A 17,645-nucleotide genomic window follows, 5' to 3' on the forward strand; every position below is an offset into this window, starting at 1 on the left:
CGAGGAGGAGGAACATTGACGAATGCCCCCGCGTACGACCCGACCCTGTTCACCGGACTGAGTGCCTTCCCGCTCACCCCGCTGACAGGCGATACCCTCGACGAGGATGCCTTCGTCGGTCTCATCGAACGCCTCGTCCTGGCCGGCGTCGACTCGATCACGGCGCTGGGATCGACCGGTTCCTACGCTTACCTCGACACCGACGAGCGGGCACGCGTGGCGCAGCTGACTGTCGAATCCGCTCTCGACATCCCCGTCCTCATCGGAGTCGGGGCGCTGCGGACACGAGACGTACTGGCCAACGTCGCCTCCGCTGAGGCCGCCGGAGCCCAGGGACTGCTGCTGGCCCCTGTGAGCTATCAGCCGCTGACCGACGACGAGGTGTTCGGCCTCTTCCGCACGGTCACCGAGTCCACCGACCTGCCCGTCGTCGTCTACGACAACCCCGGCACCACACACTTCACGTTCACCACCGAGCTCTACTCACGTGTGGCCGCACTCGAGGGAGTGGCCTCGATCAAGATTCCCGGGTCCCCGGCCTCACCCGGCGGATGGGATGAGCGCATCGGTGAGATCCGCGCAGCCATCGGCACCGAGGTGACGATCGGCATCTCCGGCGACGCCCATGGCGCAGAGGGCCTTATCGCCGGCTGCGATGCCTGGTACACGGCCGTCGGCGGCACAATACCCGAGCCGCTGCTCGAGATCACCCGGGCCGCAGAACTCGGCAATGCGCAGCTGGCCCGTGAACTCTCGGCCGAGCTGCAGCCGCTGTGGGATCTGTTCACCGAGTTCGGCGGAAGCCTGCGCGTGAGTGCCGCCATCGCCGAGCACCTCGGTCTCGTCGGGCCGGCAAGTCTGCCCCTGCCGGTCCGTGATCTCGACGAGGCGGCGAAGCGCAAGGTCGCCGAGGTGGCCGAGAGCCTCGACCTGGCCTGACCTGCACTCCGGTGCCGGGTGAACGAGTTCACCTTTCGTCCACCTGCGGTTCGGAACCGGTCCATTCCGGGTGCCTATGAATAGGGGGCTGCGGGTTCAGTCGGCCCGCTCGGCCGATTCGACCCCCGGAGAACCGATGACGATCCCACTGTCCGCGAAGACGCTCACCGCCTCGGCGGCCTCCCTCCTGTTGGCCGCAGGCCTGACCGTCGGCGGCACGACGACCGACGCTGCCGCCTCGCATGCCGCCGAGGTGGACGAACCCATCAGCTCATCGGCCTCGGACGCACAGATCGAGATGGGCTTCCTCGGTTCTCACGAGACCGGGCAGTTCGACGAATCCGCCGCCGAGATCACCGCCGTCCACGGCGACACCGTCTTCACCGTCAATGCGCAGGCCGCCACCGTCGACGTCATCGACGCCTCGGATCCTGCGGGCCCGAAGAAGATCTCCGAGATCACCGGTACCGGGGTGGCGAACTCGATCTCCATCCGCGACGACGGCCTCGGTGTCATCGCCCTCGAGGACGAGGACAAGACGAAGCCCGGAACCGCGATGTTCTTCGACGCGAATGACCCCGAGGCGGACATCCTCGGCGAGGTTTCCGTCGGCTCCCTGCCCGACATGGTCACCGTCACCCCCGACGGCACCCACGCCCTGGTGGCGAACGAGGGCGAACCGGCCGACGACTTCTCGACCGATCCCGAGGGGTCGGTGTCCGTCATCGACCTGCCCACCGAGGTGGCCGCGCCGTCGGAGACGGATGTGCACACCGCAGACTTCCACGAGTTCGAGGACGGCGGTGCGAAGACGCTGCCCGAGGATGTGCGGGTCTTCGGTCCCACGCCCGAAGAGGACCTGCCGATCTCGCGCAATCTCGAACCCGAATACATCACCGTCGCCGGCGACAGGGCCTACGCCACCCTGCAGGAGGCGAACGCGATCGCGGTCGTCGACATCGCCGAGGCGCAGGTGGAGGACATCCTCCCGCTGGGGCTCAAGGACCACGGGCAGGTCGGCAACGGGCTCGACGCCTCCGACCGGGATCCCGAGGACGCCCCAACCGTGAACATCACGGAACACGAGGGGCTCAAGGGCGCGTACATGCCCGACACGATCTCGACGTTCACCTCCGGCGGCACCGACTACCTCGTGACCGCGAACGAAGGCGACTCCCGCGAATGGGGCGACTTCGTCGATGCGGCCAGGGTCAAGGACCTGGGCGAGGACGGGCTCGCACCGGTGTGTGAGACCTCGCCGCTGGCCGACAGACTCGGCGATGAGGATCTGGGGCGGCTGAACATCGTCACCGATCTGGGTCTGAATGAGGCCGGTGACTGCTATGAGGAGCTCGTGGCCTTCGGCGCCCGCTCGTTCTCCGTGTGGACGACCGACGGGAAGCTCGTCGCCGATTCCGGGGACGAGTTCGAACAGCTGACCGCCGAGGCTGTGCCCGAGTTCTTCAACTCCAACCATTCCGAGTCGAACCTCGAAGGCCGCAGCGATGACAAGGGCCCCGAGCCCGAAGCGCTGACCATCGGCGAAGTGGGGGAGACGACCTTCGCGTTCGTCGGCTTCGAACGCATCGGCGGAATCGCGGCCTTCGACCTCAGCGACCCCGGCGCCCCGAAATTCGCGACCTACTTCAACAACAGAGACTTCTCGGTCTCCGTCGAGGACGAGATCGAGGACGCCTCGGACCCTGCTGCGCTGCTCTCGAGCGCCGGTGACCTCGGGCCGGAGGGCATTACGTTCCTCAGCGCAGATGAGTCGCCTTCGGGCGAGGCAGCCCTCGTCGTCGGCAATGAGGTCTCGGGTACCACGAGCCTCTATTCGGTGGCCGACCTCGCAGACGGCGGGGACGACGGCGACGAGAACGGCGAGGCCGAGGCCGGCGGTGCTGACGAGGACGCCGGAGCGAACCAGGATGCCGGCGCCGATGAGAATGCCGGTGGGGGCGAGGATGCCGAGGCCGATGAGAACGCTGGTGGCAGTGAGGATCGGGCCGATGCGACCGGCAGCGATTCCGACTCAGGCGCTGACGGGGCGGGCGCCGGCAGCGACTCGGACACGGGCGCCGGCAGCGACTTGGACACCGGCGCCGGCAGCGATTCGTCAGCCGGCTCGAACGCAGGCGCCGACGCGGGCTCGAGTGCTGACGGATCCGAAGGCTCGAACGCTGCCGACGGCGATCCGCTGCCGCGCACCGGGGCCGATCTCGGTCAGTACCTCATCCTCGGCGGTATCGCTCTCGGACTCAACGCCCTCGGTGTCGCGGCCTTCGTCCTCACACGTCGTCGGAGCTGACTTCGCGCCGACCGCCCACCTCAGCACCTGAGGCCCTGCTCAGCGGCGGCGCTGCGACTCAGTCGATCTGGCCGATGGGTTCGCGCTTCTCGGCCTGGAACTGGTCCTCGGCGCGGCCGCGGGCCCAGTAGGCCGAGATCGACAGTGACTCGCGAGGCACTTCGCGGTCCTTGAGAATCCTGCGGATCGCCTTGATCGTCTCGCGCTCGCCGTGGGCGAAGACCTGCGGAGTGCCCGAATGCCACTCAAGATCCTCGACTGCGGCGATGAGCTCATCGTCCGAGTCCACCCATTTCACCTCGATGCCTGCGGGCACCTCGGGCAGAACGCGATCGGCCTCATCGGTGACACAGGCCAGGACGACACCGGCGGCCCCGGCCGGCATGGCTTCGAGGGCGGAGCTCACGGCGGGGATCGCGGAGTGGTCGGCGATGAGCAGGTGCCAGTCGGCGTCGGCAGGGGCGTACTTGCCTCCGGCACCGGAGAGGACGAGCGTGTCTCCGGGCTGCGCATTCTTCGCCCAGGGGCCGGCGATCCCGTCATCGTCGTGGATGACGAAGTCGATGGTCAGCCACTTCTCATCCAGGTCGATCTCACGCACCGTGTAGGTGCGGCGGCTCGGCAGCTTCTCGGGGGACTGCTCACGCAGCTCCGTCAGGTCATAGGGCGGAACGAGCTCATGAGCCGGATCGGCGAAGAGGAGTTTGACGTACTTGTCGGTCGCATCGTTCGAGGCGATGTTGTCGAACGTGTCGCCGCCGAGGCGGATCCGCACCAGATGCGGGCTGACCTCGGTCGTCTCCAGGACGGTGAGGATCGCCTGCTGGCGGGCGGGTCGTGCGGTGCGCTCGGGTGTGTTGGGTGCGGTCGTCACAGGCGGCCTTTCTCAGACGGGGTGCCCCTGAGAGCTCACGGTCGGCCGAGCCGCCCCGGCGCAGGGGTTAGGTTCACCTTATCAAACCATGGTCGACGCCGACGTCCGTCAACTCAGACGGTCGGCCATCTCCCGGCGACGATCGTCGCGGATGCGTTTGAGTCCCTTGACCGATCTGAGCGAATCGAGGATCTGCACGCCCGGCAGAGCGGAGTTCGGTCCCTTGCACTGCATCATGTCCTCGGGGTCGAGCAGCACCACGCGGATCCCGTCGTCTTCCATGCGCGACAGCGCCTCGGTGAGCATGCTCCGGGCCACGGAGTTGATCTCGTTGACGCGGCGCAGGTCGAGGACGAACGTGTTCGTGCTGGCGCCGGGCTCGTCCATGGCGCGCAGGACGTTCTCCGAACCGCTCCACTGGATGAGTCCCTGCAGGCTGCAGATGCGGACCATCTTGCCCTCCGCGTCGACGAAGCGACGGTCGCGGCGGATGATCGAGCGGGCCGGTTCCGGCGCATCCATGATGTGCAGGCTCAGACGGTTGGACAGGTCCTGGAAGATCTTCGCTCCGCGGACGCTCGTGCCGTGCCTGTCCAAGCGCGGTGAGAACGTGGCGATGCCGACCTGACCGGGCATGACGCCGAAGACACCGCCGGAGACGCCGCTCTTGGCGGGGATCCCGATCTCTGTCATCCAGTCGCCTGCCGCGTCGTACATGCCGCACGTCATCATGACTGCGAGCACCTGCCGATTGACCCGGGCAGAGAGCACCTGTTCACCGGTCAGCGGGTTGACGCCGCCGCCGGCCAGGGTCGAGGCCATGATGGCGAGGTCCTTGACGGTGACGGTGACCGCGCACTGTTCGATATAGCCGCGGACCACCTCGTCGGGGTCGTCGTAGAAGATGTCGTAGGACCGGAGCATGTTCGCAATGGCGACATTGCGGTAGGCTTCACGCCATTCGCCGTCGGCCACCGATTCGTCGATCGTCAGCTCTCGGCCGGCGAAGCGGGAGAGACCGGCGCGCACGATCTCCGTGCGTTCGGCCAGTCCTGCACCGGGATCGCCGAGGACGGAGTGGATCGTCATGGCCCCGGCGTTGATCATCGGGTTGAGCGGGCGGCCCGACTTCTTGTCCAGGGAGAGCTCGTTGAACTTCTCACCGCTGGGTTCGACGCCGACCTTCTCGAGGACTCCGGACAGGCCTTCCTGTTCGAGGGCGAGGCCGTAGATGAAGGGCTTGGACATCGACTGGATCGAGAACTCATGATCGGCATCGCCGGAGGTGTATTCGACGCCGTCGAGAGTGGAGATGCAGATCGCGAGCTTCTCCGGATCCGCTGTGGCGAGATCCGGGATGTAGTCCGCATTCTCCCCGGACCGATCCGGTCGGAAACGGTCGAGCGTCTCATCGAGGAAATCCGGGATGGGCGATCGCATGGCACCTCCTGCTGAAGTCGGGGTCGGTCGGCACAGCGCGGCTTGACGCAGACTGCCATTCTCACACACTCTGCCGCCGTACCTGCGGGCGCACTCTTCGAATCCACGAGGAAGCATCGATTCGACCCTCGCCGAGGCGACCATCGAGTCACAGATGCATTCCGTCGATCTCGGATCCTCCACGGACAGACTGGAACCGGGAGCCCACCGTGGAGTTCTCGATTACGAGATCACCGGTGCCGCCGTGCCGGCAGCGACCGTGCACCGGGATGAGGGGACCGGCGCAGTCGTGTATTTCCGTCCCTTGGACCGCGGAGACCTTGTCATCGAGTCCGCGGCACCGATCACTGCCGTCGACTGTGAGGTCTTCTCTCCGCGCGGCGAGCCGTGCGGAGAGAAGAATGGAGACACCCGGACGGTGGCGGCCGAGGACCTGCTGCACGATTACGCTGTCATCGACGCCGTGCGGATCACGATCGATGCCGATGCGAAATCCGTGCCGGCACCAGACATCGATTCCTGAGCGCCGCCGAACAGAGATCGAGCCCCTGCCGAATTCGACAGGGGCTCGATCAGCTGAAGCAGCAGATCAGTGTTCAGCGGTGTCCGGCAGATCCATTGTCGCCGTCGAAGCCGTTGTCGCCACGATCGTCTTCGCGGACATCGTCACTGTGCATATCGTTCCCGCGATCATCGTCACTGCGATCATCGTCACAGCGATCATCGTCACCGCGATCTGTGCCGCCGGGCTGATCACGGTCGTTGCCGATTGCGTTGTCGGCGGCATCCCGGGCCTTCTTGATCTTGTCGGAGTGTTTGCCTCCGGTCAGGGAGTCGGCGACACCGGCGGCCTTGTCGAGGACCGAGTCGGTGACCTGTTCGGCCTTATCCGAATTGAGCTTGTCCTTGACCTTGGGATCATTGGCGAGGTTCTTGGCCTTGTCGAGGAATTTGTCGAATGCCATGGCACGGTCCTTCTCACTTGGTCGAATGCTCTGTCGATGCTGGTCGTGGGGATGGACAGGGACGCTTCGCATCCTAGTGGGGCTGTCTGTGACGGAACTGGCAATCGCTCGATTCGGATCCGCTCGTCACCGAGCTCCTTCACTCCTGAGACTCGCGACGGTGGTGGGCATTCCGAAGGGTGAGGATGAACGCGGCGATCGCGGCAGAGAGCAGCGAGGCGCTGAGAACGGCGACCTTCGCGACATCGTGCTCGACGGAGCCGGCGGTGAAGCTGAGTTCGGCAACGAGGAGCGAGACGGTGAAGCCGATGCCGGCGAGCAGCCCGACGCCGGTGAGGTCGGCCCAGCGCAGGCTGGGATCCAAACCTGCGGTGAATCGGGTGGCCAACCACGTGGAGGCGAGGATGCCGACAGGCTTGCCCACGATCAGTGCGGCCATGATCCCGTAGGTCAGGGGATGGGTGAACGCGGCGGCCAGACCGTGAGACCCTCCGATGTCGACACCGGCGGCGAAGAAGGCGAAGACAGGGACGGCGAAACCGGCCGACAGCGGTCGTATACGGTGCTCGAGCGCCTCGGCGAGGTCGATTCCGGACCCGTCCCCACCCTGGCTGGAGGGCCCGAGGTCGGCATCGGTCGTGCGGTTCGAAGCACGGCCGACCACTGCGGGGATCGTGAAGCCCAGCAGCACTCCGGCGATGGTCGCATGGACACCGGAGGCGTGCATGAGCGCCCAGGCGGCGAGTCCGAGGGGGAGCAGGACGACCCATGCGGCCCAGGCTCGGTCGACGAAGAAGCGACGGAAGCGGCTCGCGATGAGCCCGTAGACGATGACGACGCCGAGCGCTGCTGCGAGGGGGAGGACCGCGATGGTCTCGGTGTAGAAGATCGCGATGATGGTGATCGCCAGCAGGTCGTCGACCGCGGCCAGGGTCAGCAGGAAGAGGCGCAGCGCCTTCGGCAGGTGGGACCCGACGATCGCGAGGACGGCGACGGCGAAGGCGATGTCGGTCGCGGTGGGGATGGCCCAGCCGCGCAGCAGCTCGGGGCGGGTGAGCAGGAAAGCCGCGCAGATGAGGGCTGGGACGAGGACTCCGCCGGCCGCCGCAGCGATCGGGACGACGGCGGTGCGGAGCCGACGCAGGTCGCCGCGGGTGAATTCGGCCTTGAGCTCGATGCCGACGAGGAAGAAGAAGACGGCGAGCAGTCCGTCGGCGGCCCATTGCCCGATGCTCAGACGCAGATGCCAGGGCTCATAGCCGAGTTCGATGTCGCGGATCGCGAAGTATTCGGCCGATGCTGGGGAGTTCGCCCAGATCAGGGCGACAGCGGCGGCGAGGAGGAGCAGTGCGCCGCCGACGGTGTCGCGTCGGAGCGCCTGGAACAGTTGCTGTCCCGGGGTGTTCGGTGAGGCAGATCGTGAGGCAGTTGCAGCAATGGTGGTCACAGTGGTCCCGTTCGTGGTCGGAGGGAGGAGAAGAGAGTTCGACCCGAAGAATGGATGCGCAGACAGTGCTCAGTTCGTCGAAACTGAGCGCACGTGCGTGACTCGAGCGGACGTCGCCGGCTCGGCCGATGAGATCTGTCGGAGAATCACACCAGGGGTCGGAGCGGAAGATCTCCGCGCCCGAACGGCTGTGTGCCCGACTGCATCTCGCCCCAGGAGGTGATGTAGCCGTTGGTGCCCGAGTGTGGGAGAACCCACACCTTCGGGCGGAAGACGGCATCCGGAGCTGACTGTGACATTGCGGACAGTCTACCTCAGCGGATCGGGAAGCTGCCGGACTTCACCGAGCAGCTGCCCCAACCCGCCGAAGAGGCCGAAGATCATGTTCGCGGCTCCTTGGCTCCAGGATCGACCCCGACGATGATCGAGAACGCGATCGCCTTACCCGCCCCGGGATCAGCCGCGACCGCGCCTGTCTATGCGCAGCACAGTCTCGAGCAGGACCGAGATGCCCGGCATGATGTCGGCGAAGTCGGTGAATTCCTCCGGGCAGTGGCTGCGTCCGTCGACCGAGGGTACGAAGACCATGCCGACCTGGGTCTTCGCAGCGATGATCCCGGCATCGTGTCCGGCTCCGGAGAACATCGTGGCGCGCGTGAGTCCGAATTCGTCGGCCACCTCCGTGATGGTGGAGGTGATCGGCTCGTGCAGGGGGACCGGCGCATCATCGGTGGTCCATTCGACCTCCACCTCGACTCCGCGCTTCTCGGCTTCGGTGCCTGCCGCCGCGGTCAGACGCCGTTGGGCCTCGTTGAGCCAGGAGCCGTCGGGGCCGCGGAACTCGCCTTCGAGGCCGGCGATCTGCGAGACCACGTTGACGGCTTCCGGAGTGAAGCGGATCTGTCCGCTGGTGCCGCGTGTGCTCGTGCCCGATTCGGCGATCGACTCCACTGCGAGCACCGTCCCGGCGGCGGCGCAGCCGGCATCGGCGCGGACGTCCATCGGCGTGGTGCCGGCGTGATCCTGACGACCGGTGAAGAGGGCTCGGAAATGGGTGATTCCGGTGATGGTCTCGACAACGCCGATCTGCCGTCCTGCCCGTTCGAGTTCGGGTCCCTGCTCGATGTGGAGTTCGAGGAATGCGGTCACCGGTGAGAAGTCGTAGGCGGCCGTGAGGAATTCCTCGGGATCGATGCGTGAGTTCGGCAGCGCCTCGGCGAGGCTGCGACCTGTGGGATCCGTCAGCGCCAAGAAGCCTCGGTCGACCTGGCCGGTCATCGCGCGGGAGCCGACGCAGAAGAGACCGAAGTCGTTGGGCTCTTCGTTGAAGAACACGACGACCACCAGATCGTGATCGACACGGATGCCGTTCTCCCGGATGAGCCGCACGACTTCGATCGCGCCGAGCACCCCGACGATCCCGTCGAAGCGCCCTCCGCCGTCGACGGTGTCGGTGTGGGATCCGAGCATGATCTGGCGACCACCGAGGCGGCCGGGCAGGACCCCGATGACGTTGCCGGCACCGTCGACGCGGGTGTCCATCCCGGCCTGCTGCATGAGTCTGCGGGCGAATTCCCGGCCCGAGACGTCGAATTCGCTCAGAGCGCGCCTGGTCCAGCCGGGACGGTCGGAGTCGGTCAGCGTCGACAGTTCGGTGAGTTCGGAGGCGACGCGTTCGCGTGCGGGAGTGATCATGCTCATCATCGAGTCCTCTCTTCGGCAGATGCCGGGGCGTCTCCGCGGCCGTGCCGGCTGCGCAGGGTCGGCCGTGCCAGTTTATTCCAGGCTCACCCCGGATCCGTGGATACGGACCTGCAGCCCCGCCTCGGTGGCGGTGATGTCGGTGAGTTCGAGACCGGCAGGCAGGAAGTCGAGATCGATGACGATGTCGGAGATCTCCGAGGTCAGGAACGCGGGCAGGCGGTCGAGGGAGAACTCCGCGGAGCCCAGCTTGATCGTCGTCGCGTCGACCACGGCCCGGCGCCCTTCGGCCTTCGGATCGATGCCCACGAGCAGATCCTGACCGAGCAGGGACCCCTTGAGGAAGAGCTCACCGTCGACGGTCGTGAATGACATCCCGTCCGGCAGGTCCGCATGCTCGGCGGCGAGCTCGTCGAGAGTCGTGTGGGGGAGCACCGCAGTGCCGTCGACGGTGCCGATCGGCTTCGACCCGCTGGTCGGAACGTCATAGAGCTTCGCGTCGACATCGGTGAAGTCGACACCCTCGTAGCTCGCCTCGGCGGCGGTGACATGCACAGAGTCGAGCTCCCCGGAGGCCAGCTGCGTGAGGATGGGGAAGCCTTCGACGGAGACCTCGGCCTCGCCGTAGTCGGAGAGTCCATCGGCGATGCGCTGCTCCGTGGTGTAGTCGACGATGCGATCGGCCGCGATCACCCCGATGATGAGCGTGAGGACGATGACGACCGCGGAGACGATGATCGTCGTCCGGCGGCTGCGACGTCGTGGCCGCTCATCCGGCTGCGGGTATTGAAGAGTCTGGGCCGTGGTCATGGGCACCATTGTTGCGCACTCGCCGATCCGTTCGCATTCGCCGCCCTGGCAGAACGCGAATCCGGCGCTGCGCTCATCCGCCGAGGATGATGACGTCGAGGGTGCGCGGACCGTGCACTCCCTCGACCCGGCTGAGTTCGATATCGCTCGTGGCCGAGGGCCCGGAGATGAACGTCAGAGGCGCATGCGCGTCGAGGCGGGCGATCCCCTCGGGGACGATGTCGACGATGTCGTCGACCCGGACGATGCACACATGATGGTCGGGCACCAGCGTGATCGCCCGCCGCCCGCATGTCGGGGATCCGTCGAGGACGATCGTCCCGGTCTGTGCGATCGCCACCGCCGAGGCCGTCACCACCGCCCCCTGAGCATCGAGTTCGTCGACGCTGAGCTCCTCACCCGGGGCATCGACCCGCACGTCCCCCGAGAAGCCGTCCAGCCAGGTCTCGTCGAGACCGCAGGGGACGACGACCGAGGAATGGTCGCCGATGAGTTCGGCGATCGTCTCCGCGGGATCGCCGGAGGCACGGTGGACGTTGGCCTTGTAGTCGACGAGGCGGTCGATGAGGAGCTCGACGAGGTCCTCACCCGTGTGCGCCCCCTCATGGTGGTAACCGGAGTCGGCGGCCGTGGCAGTGTCGTTCGCGGCCCCACCGGACTCCGCGCGTGCCGTGCCGCCGTCTCCCGAAGCCGCCGTCGTCGGTGACGACGACACGTACTCCCCGCCGCCGCGGCGACCGAGGGCCTCGCTGATGCGGGCGAGGATCTCCTCGCGAGCGGTGTCGGTCATCGTCGCCCCTCCTCGTCGGGGCCATCAGCGTCCTCTTCGGCCCACAGTGCTCGGAAGCTCTTCTCCGGCAGGGCCGGGATGTCACGGCTCGACGTCCAGGCGCCGGCGATTCCGGGCAGGTCGTTGATCTGCTCACCGCCGGTGACCTTGTGCGCGAAGGGCAGTCCCTTCTCCGCCGCGGCCATCCGCTTGCCGTCGCTCATCATCCACGACGCACCGGTGAGGGCGGCATCGAGCTGGGAGGACACGGGGGAGTGGTTGGCCTTGACATCTTCGCTCCGCAGGTGGACGAGGATCTCCGGAATGTTGATCTTCACGGGGCACACGTCGTAGCAGGCTCCGCACAGGCTCGAGGCATAGGGCAGCGAACCATTGCCCTCCTCCTCGACTCCGGTGAGCAGCGGGGAGAGGATCGCCCCGATCGGTCCCGGGTAGGTCGAGCCGTAGGCGTGACCGCCGGTGCGTTCGTAGACGGGGCACACGTTCATGCACGCAGAGCAGCGGATGCAGTTGAGCGCGGTGCGGCCATGCTCGTCGGCCAGCGCTCGGGTGCGCCCGTTGTCGAGGAGGACGAGGTGGACGTTCTGCGGGCCGTCGCCGTCGGACTTCCCCGTCCAGAACGAGGTGTACGGATTCATCCGCTCACCCGTGGATGACCGCGGCAGCAGCTGCAGGAACACCTCGAGATCGGCGAAGCGGGGCAGCAGCTTCTCAATCCCCATCACGGTGATGAGAGTCTCCGGCAGGGTCAGGCACATGCGCCCGTTGCCCTCGGACTCCACCACACCGAGGGTGCCGGTCTCGGCAATGCCGAAGTTCGCTCCGGAGATCGCGACCTTCGTGGTGAGGAATTTGTGGCGCAGATGCCGGCGGGCCGCCTCGGCGAGGACGGCCGGTTCGTTCGTCAGCTCCCCGGCATCGGGCATCTTGTCCATGAAGATCTCACGGATCTCATCCCGGTTGCGGTGGATGGCGGGCACGAGGATATGGCTGGGCTTGTCATCGCCGAGCTGGACGATGAGTTCGGCCAGATCCGTCTCGAACGCGTCGATGCCTTCGGCCTCGAGGTGTTCGTTGAGGCCGATCTCCTGAGTGGCCATCGACTTGACCTTGATGACCTCGCGGCGGCCATTGTCGAGGATCGGGGCATTGTCTTCGACGAGTTCGGTGACGATGGCATTGGCCTCATCGGCGTCCCGGGCCCAGTGGATGATGCCGCCGGCGGCGGTGAACGCCTCTTCGAACTGTGCGAGGTATTCGGGCAGGTTCGCCATCACCTCGTTCTTCGTGGCCTCACCGGCATCGCGCAGTCCCTCCCAGTCGTCGAGTTCGGAGACGACCTCGGCGCGCTTCGACCGGATCGTCGAGGTGGCATGGCCGATGTTGTTGCGCAGCTGCTGGTTCGACAGATGCTCATGGGCGACGGTCGGGAAGTCTTCGGCTTCGACGATATTGCCCTGCCCGCCGGGCAGATCGCTGCGTCGCTTCGACGGCAGCAGCGGCATTCCCAGAAAAGTCATCGCAGGCTCCCTCCGCTCACTTCTGCTCCTTCGCTCGGCACCCGCAGCGGGTCCTCCTTCGTCGAGGCGAGGATCCGGGCGAGGTGGACCGCGGCCTGACCGACGCGGAACCCGGACTGGGACCGGCTCGGTTCGGCCGGTGAGGTGCCCTGATCGCCCGGGGTGAGATGGTCGTCGTCGACGGCTCCGACGACGGTCGTCAGCGTCTCCGTCGTCCGGCCCCGGTCATCGGTCGTGCTCGTCTCCTTGACGTGGACGGCGGTGACGTCCGGGGCGCCGTCGAAGCGGCCGGTGCGTTCGAAGCGGGACATTCCGCCTCCGATGTGCAGCAGGCAGGAGGCGTCACCGCCGGTGCAGACATCGGCCTTTGTGGCTTGGACGGTGCGGACTTTGTCGGCGAGCATCGCCGACGACGTCTCCGGGTTCTTCACGGAGAAGGTGCCTCCGAAACCGCAGCAGGAATCGGCCAGCGGCAGTTCGACGAAATCGATGCCCTCGACGGAGCTGACCAGGGATGACTGTCGGTCACCGAGGCGCAGCAGCCGCATCCCGTGGCACGAGGGGTGGAAGGTCACTCGGTGCGGGAAGTACGAGCCGAGATCGGCTGCGGCATCCGTGACGCCTTCGACGTCGGTGAGGAACTGGGTGAGCTCATAGGTGCGGTCGGCCACCTCGGCGGCCTCGGAAGCCAGGGCATCATTGCCCATCCGCGTCGCGACCATCGGCTGCTGGTGGCCGAGTGAGGCCACGCAGGAGGCGGACGGGGCGACGGCGACATCCCATTCGGTGCTCGTGAAGGCGCGGACATGGTTGGCGATGACCGGTTCGGCCTGCGCGAACTTGCCGGAGTTGATGTGCATCTGCCCGCAGCAGGACTGGCCCTCGGGGAAGATCACCTCGTGTCCGAGTCGGCGCAGAATCCTCACGGTCGCCTGCGCAACCTCGGGATACATCGCATCGACGATGCAGGTGGCGAACAGTGCGATCCTCATCTGACCTCCAAGCCGGACGCTGTGCAAATGCGGTTGGCGGGATCGCTGGCCGACCGGGACGATGCCGAGGGCGCAGACGGTCCGTGTCACTCCTTGCTCAGACGGTAGCACCGGGGGTCGGGCCTGCAAATGAGGACGAAGGCACGGGCGCGCCGATCGGCGGATCGACGCGGAAGATCAGCCGCCTCGGGGGAGAGCAGAGCGATTTAGGTCCTATGTCACTGCGCTAATCTTCACTGCGCCGATCTCGCTTACCGAGGCGACCCATGACTGTCGGAGTCGGAGCCCCCATGAGAACGCCCATTTACCTGGGACGGGACCGCCCATAGGATGACGATATGGATTCCCAGCGCACGCAGAACATCAGAACAGTCTCGGCCCGCGTCAACTCCTTCCACTCGTCGATGTACTTCTCGCAGACGGTCGGTGCCGAATATGCCCAGCACGGACTCGAACCGGGTGTCGAAGGCAATATGGCCGCCCGTTCGGCTCCGCTGGGCCGGGTGAATCCCGGAGTCGTGTCCGCCGCGTACTATAACTACTCCCCGAACTTCGTCGCCGAAATGCTGCCTCGCCTGTGGGAGACGGTGACCCCGGAGCAGATGGTCACCGCCCGCTTCGACGCCGTGAGCGCGTACATGGCCGAACTCTTCGGCGACCGTGACGACATCGCCCTGCTCACCGAGGCCGCCACCCAGATGACGGAGACGCTGGCCCCCGTGCTCGCCGCCATGGACTTCTCCGGACGCACCCTTGCCGCGGCCACCGCGGATGTCATCGGCGGCCACGAGGCGAACACCGCATTCGAGAAGCTGTGGGACGTGGCGACCGTGGCCCGCGAATTCCGCGGCGACGGCCATGTCGCCTCACTCGTCACCGCCGGCGTGCCCGGAATCGACGCCCTCATGCTCGATGTCGCAACCGGCGCCGGGTTCCGACCGCGAGCGGCGCAGAAGACCCGCGGCTACACCGACGAGGAATGGCAGACCGCGCAGACCAGGCTCGCCGAGGCGGGGCTGATCACCGTGGACAAGGACGACCGCGGATTCGACCTGCCGGTCATCACCGAGGCGGGACGCGACCTGAAGGAACAGGTCGAAGTCCTCACCGACGGCACGGTCGCGGCCGCGTGGTCGGTGCTCGATGACGAGACGATCGAATCGCTGCTGTCGCCGAGCCGCACCCTCACCAAGGTCATCGCCCAGTCCGGGGCGTTTCCTGCCACCGTCTTCGCCCGCCCCGAGAAGAAGGCCGGCTGAGAAGAGCGTTGTTCAGCCTCCGTCGGTCTGAGCCGACTCAGCCTCATCCGACTCAGCCTCATCCGACTGAGCACGGCCCGAGAAGTTCTCGGCCACCTCGGCGGCAATCGACTTCGCCTCATCGGAGCTCGGACCCTCGGCGGAGAACACGGCCCTGCGGTAGTACCGGAGCTCGATGATCGAGTCGATGATGTCGCCGAGTGCGCGGTGCCCGCCGTGCTTGGCCGGGGCCTGGAAGTACGCGCGGGGGAACCACTGCTTGGCCAGTTCCTTGATCGATGAGACGTCGATGATCCGGTAATGGAGGTGCTCGACGAGTTCGGGCATCTGCTTGGTGAGGAACACCTTGTCGGTGCCGACGGAGTTCCCGCCCAGCGGAGCCTTGCCCGACTCCGGGACATGCTTCTTCACGTATTCGAGGACCTGGGTCTGCGCCTCGGCGACGGTGGTGCCCGCGTCGAGTTCGGTGATCAGGCCCGAGGTGGTGTGCATATTCGTGACGAACTCGTTCATGTTCGCCAATGCATCCGCCGAGGGCCTGATGACGATGTCGATTCCGTCGTCGAGGGGGTTGAGCTCGAAGTCGGTGACGATCGCAGCCACCTCGATGAGTTCGTCCCGCACCTCGTCGAGGCCGGTCATTTCGCAGTCGATCCACACAATTCTGTTGTTGCTCACCCGCCCAGCTTAGGGCAGGGAAAGGCGATCAGGACATTCCGGAGTGGACGCTGCGCCCATTCGCGGCCGGGTCACGACCGCCTCGGCGAGGGCAGGCGAGGGGGTGTGCGCGGATATCGGACGACCGCCTCGGTGAGGTTCGGGGAGCGGGCGTGTGAACGTCGACACACACTGAGCGTGCGCACAAAGGCGATGTCCGGGATGTGACTTAAACTTGAAGTGTCCCCGAACCAGGGGTGCCATTTTGCTCGGCTGAGGGAAGGTTCGCACGTGCGCTACACAATCGCTGTGATTCTCATGGTGGTGGGTGTCATCGTCGGTGGCCTCGGCATCCTGCAGAAGACCCTGTGGGCGCCGGAGGATACGATCACTGCCACTGCGCAGATCGACGCCGACAAACCGGCAGTCATCGTCGACCCCGGAATGCTCAACCTGTACGAAACCCCTGCGACCATGACGGTCAAGGGCAGCGGTGACCTCACGATCGCCCAAGCTCCGATCGAGAACGTCGAAGCCTGGGCCGGACAGTCCGCCTATGATCGCGTCACCGGCCTCGCCGAGGGCGGCGAGCTCACGACCAAGGGCACCGACGGTGAGGGTAAGGTGCCCGATCCGTCCGGCGGCGATCTGTGGCAGGCGCAGGTCACCGGCACCGATTCGGTGGAACTGGAGTGGAACGACGACGCCAACCGCACCGGCTTCCTCATCGCCGGCGACGGCGAAGCCGGACAGGTCGAATCCGTGACCCTCACCTGGCCCAACCATGCCGAGACCCCATGGGCGATCCCGCTGATGATCATCGGCGGAGTCGTCTTCATCATCGGCGTCGTGCTCCTCTTCCTCGGCGCCAACCGGTCGAAGAAGGAAGCGGACCGACGCAAGGCGCGCCAGGAGCGCCGCCGCAAGCTCGCCGAATACGGCACCGCCTTCGCCGTCGTCCCTGTGCTGGCACTGAGCGCCTGCGGACCCGAGGAGCTGCCGAAGCCCGAACCCTCCGAGGCTCCGAGCTCAGCGGCCGCGGGAATCACCGACGACCAGGCCAAGCGGATCCTCGACTCCGTGGCCGACGACGTCAAGGCAGCGGACAAGAAGACCGATGAGAAGGCGCTGGCCGAGCGTGCTGCCGGTCCCGCACTCAAACAGCGCGAGGACCTGTACAAGGTGAAGGAAGACGTCGAGGATCAGAAGATGGCGCCGGCCGTGGCCAGCGAAGAGATCGTCGCCAACTTCACCTCGGCCACTGATTCGTGGCCGCGCGTGACCAGCATGATCACCTCCGCCGGAGGGAAATCGCAGCTGCTCGTGCTGACCCAGGAGGATCCGCGCAGCGACTACAAGCTCTGGTCGCAGACCCAGCTGACGGGCGGCACGAAGCTGCCCGAGCTGCCCGACTCCCGTCAGGGCGCGAAGATGCTCGAACCGGGAGCCAAGGACTTCGTCACCACCCCGGAGAAGGCCGTCGCCGACTACGCGAAGGCCCTCGGCAGCGGTCAGGACTCGAAGGAAGCGAAGAAGTTCGAGTCCGATGACTTCTCCAAGTCCATCTGGAAGAACCAGAAGGAGCAGAAGGCCAGCGCCGAATCCGGCAAGGCCGAGGTGAAGTACAAGTACACCCCGGGCAAGGAGCTCGTCGCCCAGGGCACCGCCGGTGACGCCGCCATCGTCACCGGAGTCATCGACGCCGAGTCGACGATCAGCCCCGAATCGAAGGACGGACGCACCGGCACCCTGTCCCTGTCGTCGCCGCAGAAGGAACTCATCGGTTCCGGGTCGACTCAGGAGCCGGTGACGACGAAGACCACTCAGGTGCTCACCTTCCTCGTGCCCAAGGACGGCAAGGTCAAGCTCATCGGCGGTCTCGAGACCCTCGCCGGAGCCGAGGCCGGCTGACGTGGAAGAATCGGCACCGCTGCACTCGGTTC

General features: G+C 66.4%; 16 protein-coding genes. 5 read left to right on the forward strand and 11 right to left on the reverse strand.

Annotated elements, in window-relative coordinates; genetic code table 11:
- The first annotated feature begins 15 nt into the window (after positions 1-15).
- Positions 16-939 carry a dihydrodipicolinate synthase family protein gene (locus tag FHG09_RS13115; protein ID WP_152348113.1) on the forward strand — a complete coding sequence of 308 codons (924 nt, stop codon included), beginning with the start codon at positions 16-18 and terminating at the stop codon, positions 937-939.
- A gap of 136 nt (positions 940-1,075) precedes the next feature.
- Positions 1,076-3,247, forward strand: coding sequence for a choice-of-anchor I family protein (locus FHG09_RS13120; protein ID WP_193627384.1), 2,172 nt, complete (start codon positions 1,076-1,078; stop codon positions 3,245-3,247).
- Between the two features lie 58 nt (positions 3,248-3,305).
- Here FHG09_RS13120 and FHG09_RS13125 read toward each other — a convergent pair whose 3' ends face one another.
- Both FHG09_RS13125 and FHG09_RS13130 read right to left on the reverse strand, forming a co-directional pair.
- A complete protein-coding gene (locus FHG09_RS13125) occupies positions 3,306-4,121 on the reverse strand; it encodes a siderophore-interacting protein (RefSeq protein ID WP_152348114.1) in 816 nt (271 codons plus the stop codon).
- Positions 4,122-4,229: 108 nt separating this feature from the next.
- Positions 4,230-5,561, reverse strand: a complete 1,332-nt coding sequence (locus FHG09_RS13130; protein ID WP_152348115.1) for a glutaminase — start codon at positions 5,559-5,561, stop codon at positions 4,230-4,232.
- A 154-nt stretch (positions 5,562-5,715) separates the two neighbouring features.
- Here FHG09_RS13130 and FHG09_RS13135 point away from each other — a divergent pair, with 154 nt between their 5' ends.
- Positions 5,716-6,084 carry a hypothetical protein gene (locus FHG09_RS13135; protein ID WP_152348116.1) on the forward strand — a complete coding sequence of 123 codons (369 nt, stop codon included), beginning with the start codon at positions 5,716-5,718 and terminating at the stop codon, positions 6,082-6,084.
- Between the two features lie 73 nt (positions 6,085-6,157).
- Here the strand turns inward: FHG09_RS13135 and FHG09_RS13140 are convergent, their stop codons facing one another.
- The 8 genes from FHG09_RS13140 to FHG09_RS13170 all read right to left on the reverse strand — a co-directional run bounded on the left by FHG09_RS13140 (position 6,158) and on the right by FHG09_RS13170 (position 13,786).
- On the reverse strand, positions 6,158-6,526 hold the full coding sequence (locus FHG09_RS13140; protein ID WP_152348117.1) for an antitoxin: 369 nt from the start codon (positions 6,524-6,526) through the stop codon (positions 6,158-6,160).
- Between the two features lie 139 nt (positions 6,527-6,665).
- Positions 6,666-7,964 carry a Na+/H+ antiporter NhaA gene (gene nhaA / locus FHG09_RS13145; protein WP_152348359.1) on the reverse strand — a complete coding sequence of 433 codons (1,299 nt, stop codon included), beginning with the start codon at positions 7,962-7,964 and terminating at the stop codon, positions 6,666-6,668.
- A gap of 155 nt (positions 7,965-8,119) precedes the next feature.
- Positions 8,120-8,272: a hypothetical protein gene (locus FHG09_RS19845; protein ID WP_193627385.1), complete on the reverse strand. Its 153-nt coding sequence runs from the start codon at positions 8,270-8,272 to the stop codon at positions 8,120-8,122.
- Positions 8,273-8,429: 157 nt separating this feature from the next.
- A complete protein-coding gene (locus FHG09_RS13150) occupies positions 8,430-9,674 on the reverse strand; it encodes a M20 family metallo-hydrolase (RefSeq protein WP_193627386.1) in 1,245 nt (414 codons plus the stop codon).
- Positions 9,675-9,749: 75 nt separating this feature from the next.
- Entirely contained in the window at positions 9,750-10,484 is a 735-nt protein-coding gene (locus tag FHG09_RS13155; protein ID WP_152348119.1) for a DUF2993 domain-containing protein, read from the reverse strand.
- A 73-nt stretch (positions 10,485-10,557) separates the two neighbouring features.
- Positions 10,558-11,274, reverse strand: coding sequence for a LutC/YkgG family protein (locus FHG09_RS13160; RefSeq protein ID WP_152348120.1), 717 nt, complete (start codon positions 11,272-11,274; stop codon positions 10,558-10,560).
- Positions 11,271-12,794, reverse strand: a complete 1,524-nt coding sequence (locus FHG09_RS13165; protein WP_227492755.1) for a lactate utilization protein B — start codon at positions 12,792-12,794, stop codon at positions 11,271-11,273. The genes FHG09_RS13160 and FHG09_RS13165 overlap by 4 nt, the downstream gene beginning before the upstream one ends.
- The gene (locus FHG09_RS13170) at positions 12,791-13,786 is read right to left on the reverse strand and encodes a (Fe-S)-binding protein (RefSeq protein WP_152348361.1); all 996 of its coding nucleotides are present in this window, start codon (positions 13,784-13,786) and stop codon (positions 12,791-12,793) included. The genes FHG09_RS13165 and FHG09_RS13170 overlap by 4 nt, the downstream gene beginning before the upstream one ends.
- Positions 13,787-14,124: 338 nt before the next feature.
- Between FHG09_RS13170 and FHG09_RS13175 the strand changes: the two genes are divergently transcribed.
- Positions 14,125-15,045, forward strand: coding sequence for an SCO6745 family protein (locus tag FHG09_RS13175; RefSeq protein WP_152348121.1), 921 nt, complete (start codon positions 14,125-14,127; stop codon positions 15,043-15,045).
- Between the two features lie 12 nt (positions 15,046-15,057).
- On the opposite strand, the gene orn is transcribed toward FHG09_RS13175, so the two are convergent.
- Positions 15,058-15,687, reverse strand: a complete 630-nt coding sequence (orn, locus tag FHG09_RS13180; RefSeq protein ID WP_413773152.1) for an oligoribonuclease — start codon at positions 15,685-15,687, stop codon at positions 15,058-15,060.
- A 306-nt stretch (positions 15,688-15,993) separates the two neighbouring features.
- Between orn and FHG09_RS13185 the strand changes: the two genes are divergently transcribed.
- Positions 15,994-17,613 carry a hypothetical protein gene (locus FHG09_RS13185; RefSeq protein WP_152348123.1) on the forward strand — a complete coding sequence of 540 codons (1,620 nt, stop codon included), beginning with the start codon at positions 15,994-15,996 and terminating at the stop codon, positions 17,611-17,613.
- Positions 17,614-17,645: the final 32 nt, after the last annotated feature.

The sequence above is a fragment of the Brevibacterium sp. CFH 10365 genome (assembly GCF_009299785.1).
GTDB lineage: Bacteria > Actinomycetota > Actinomycetes > Actinomycetales > Brevibacteriaceae > Brevibacterium > Brevibacterium limosum.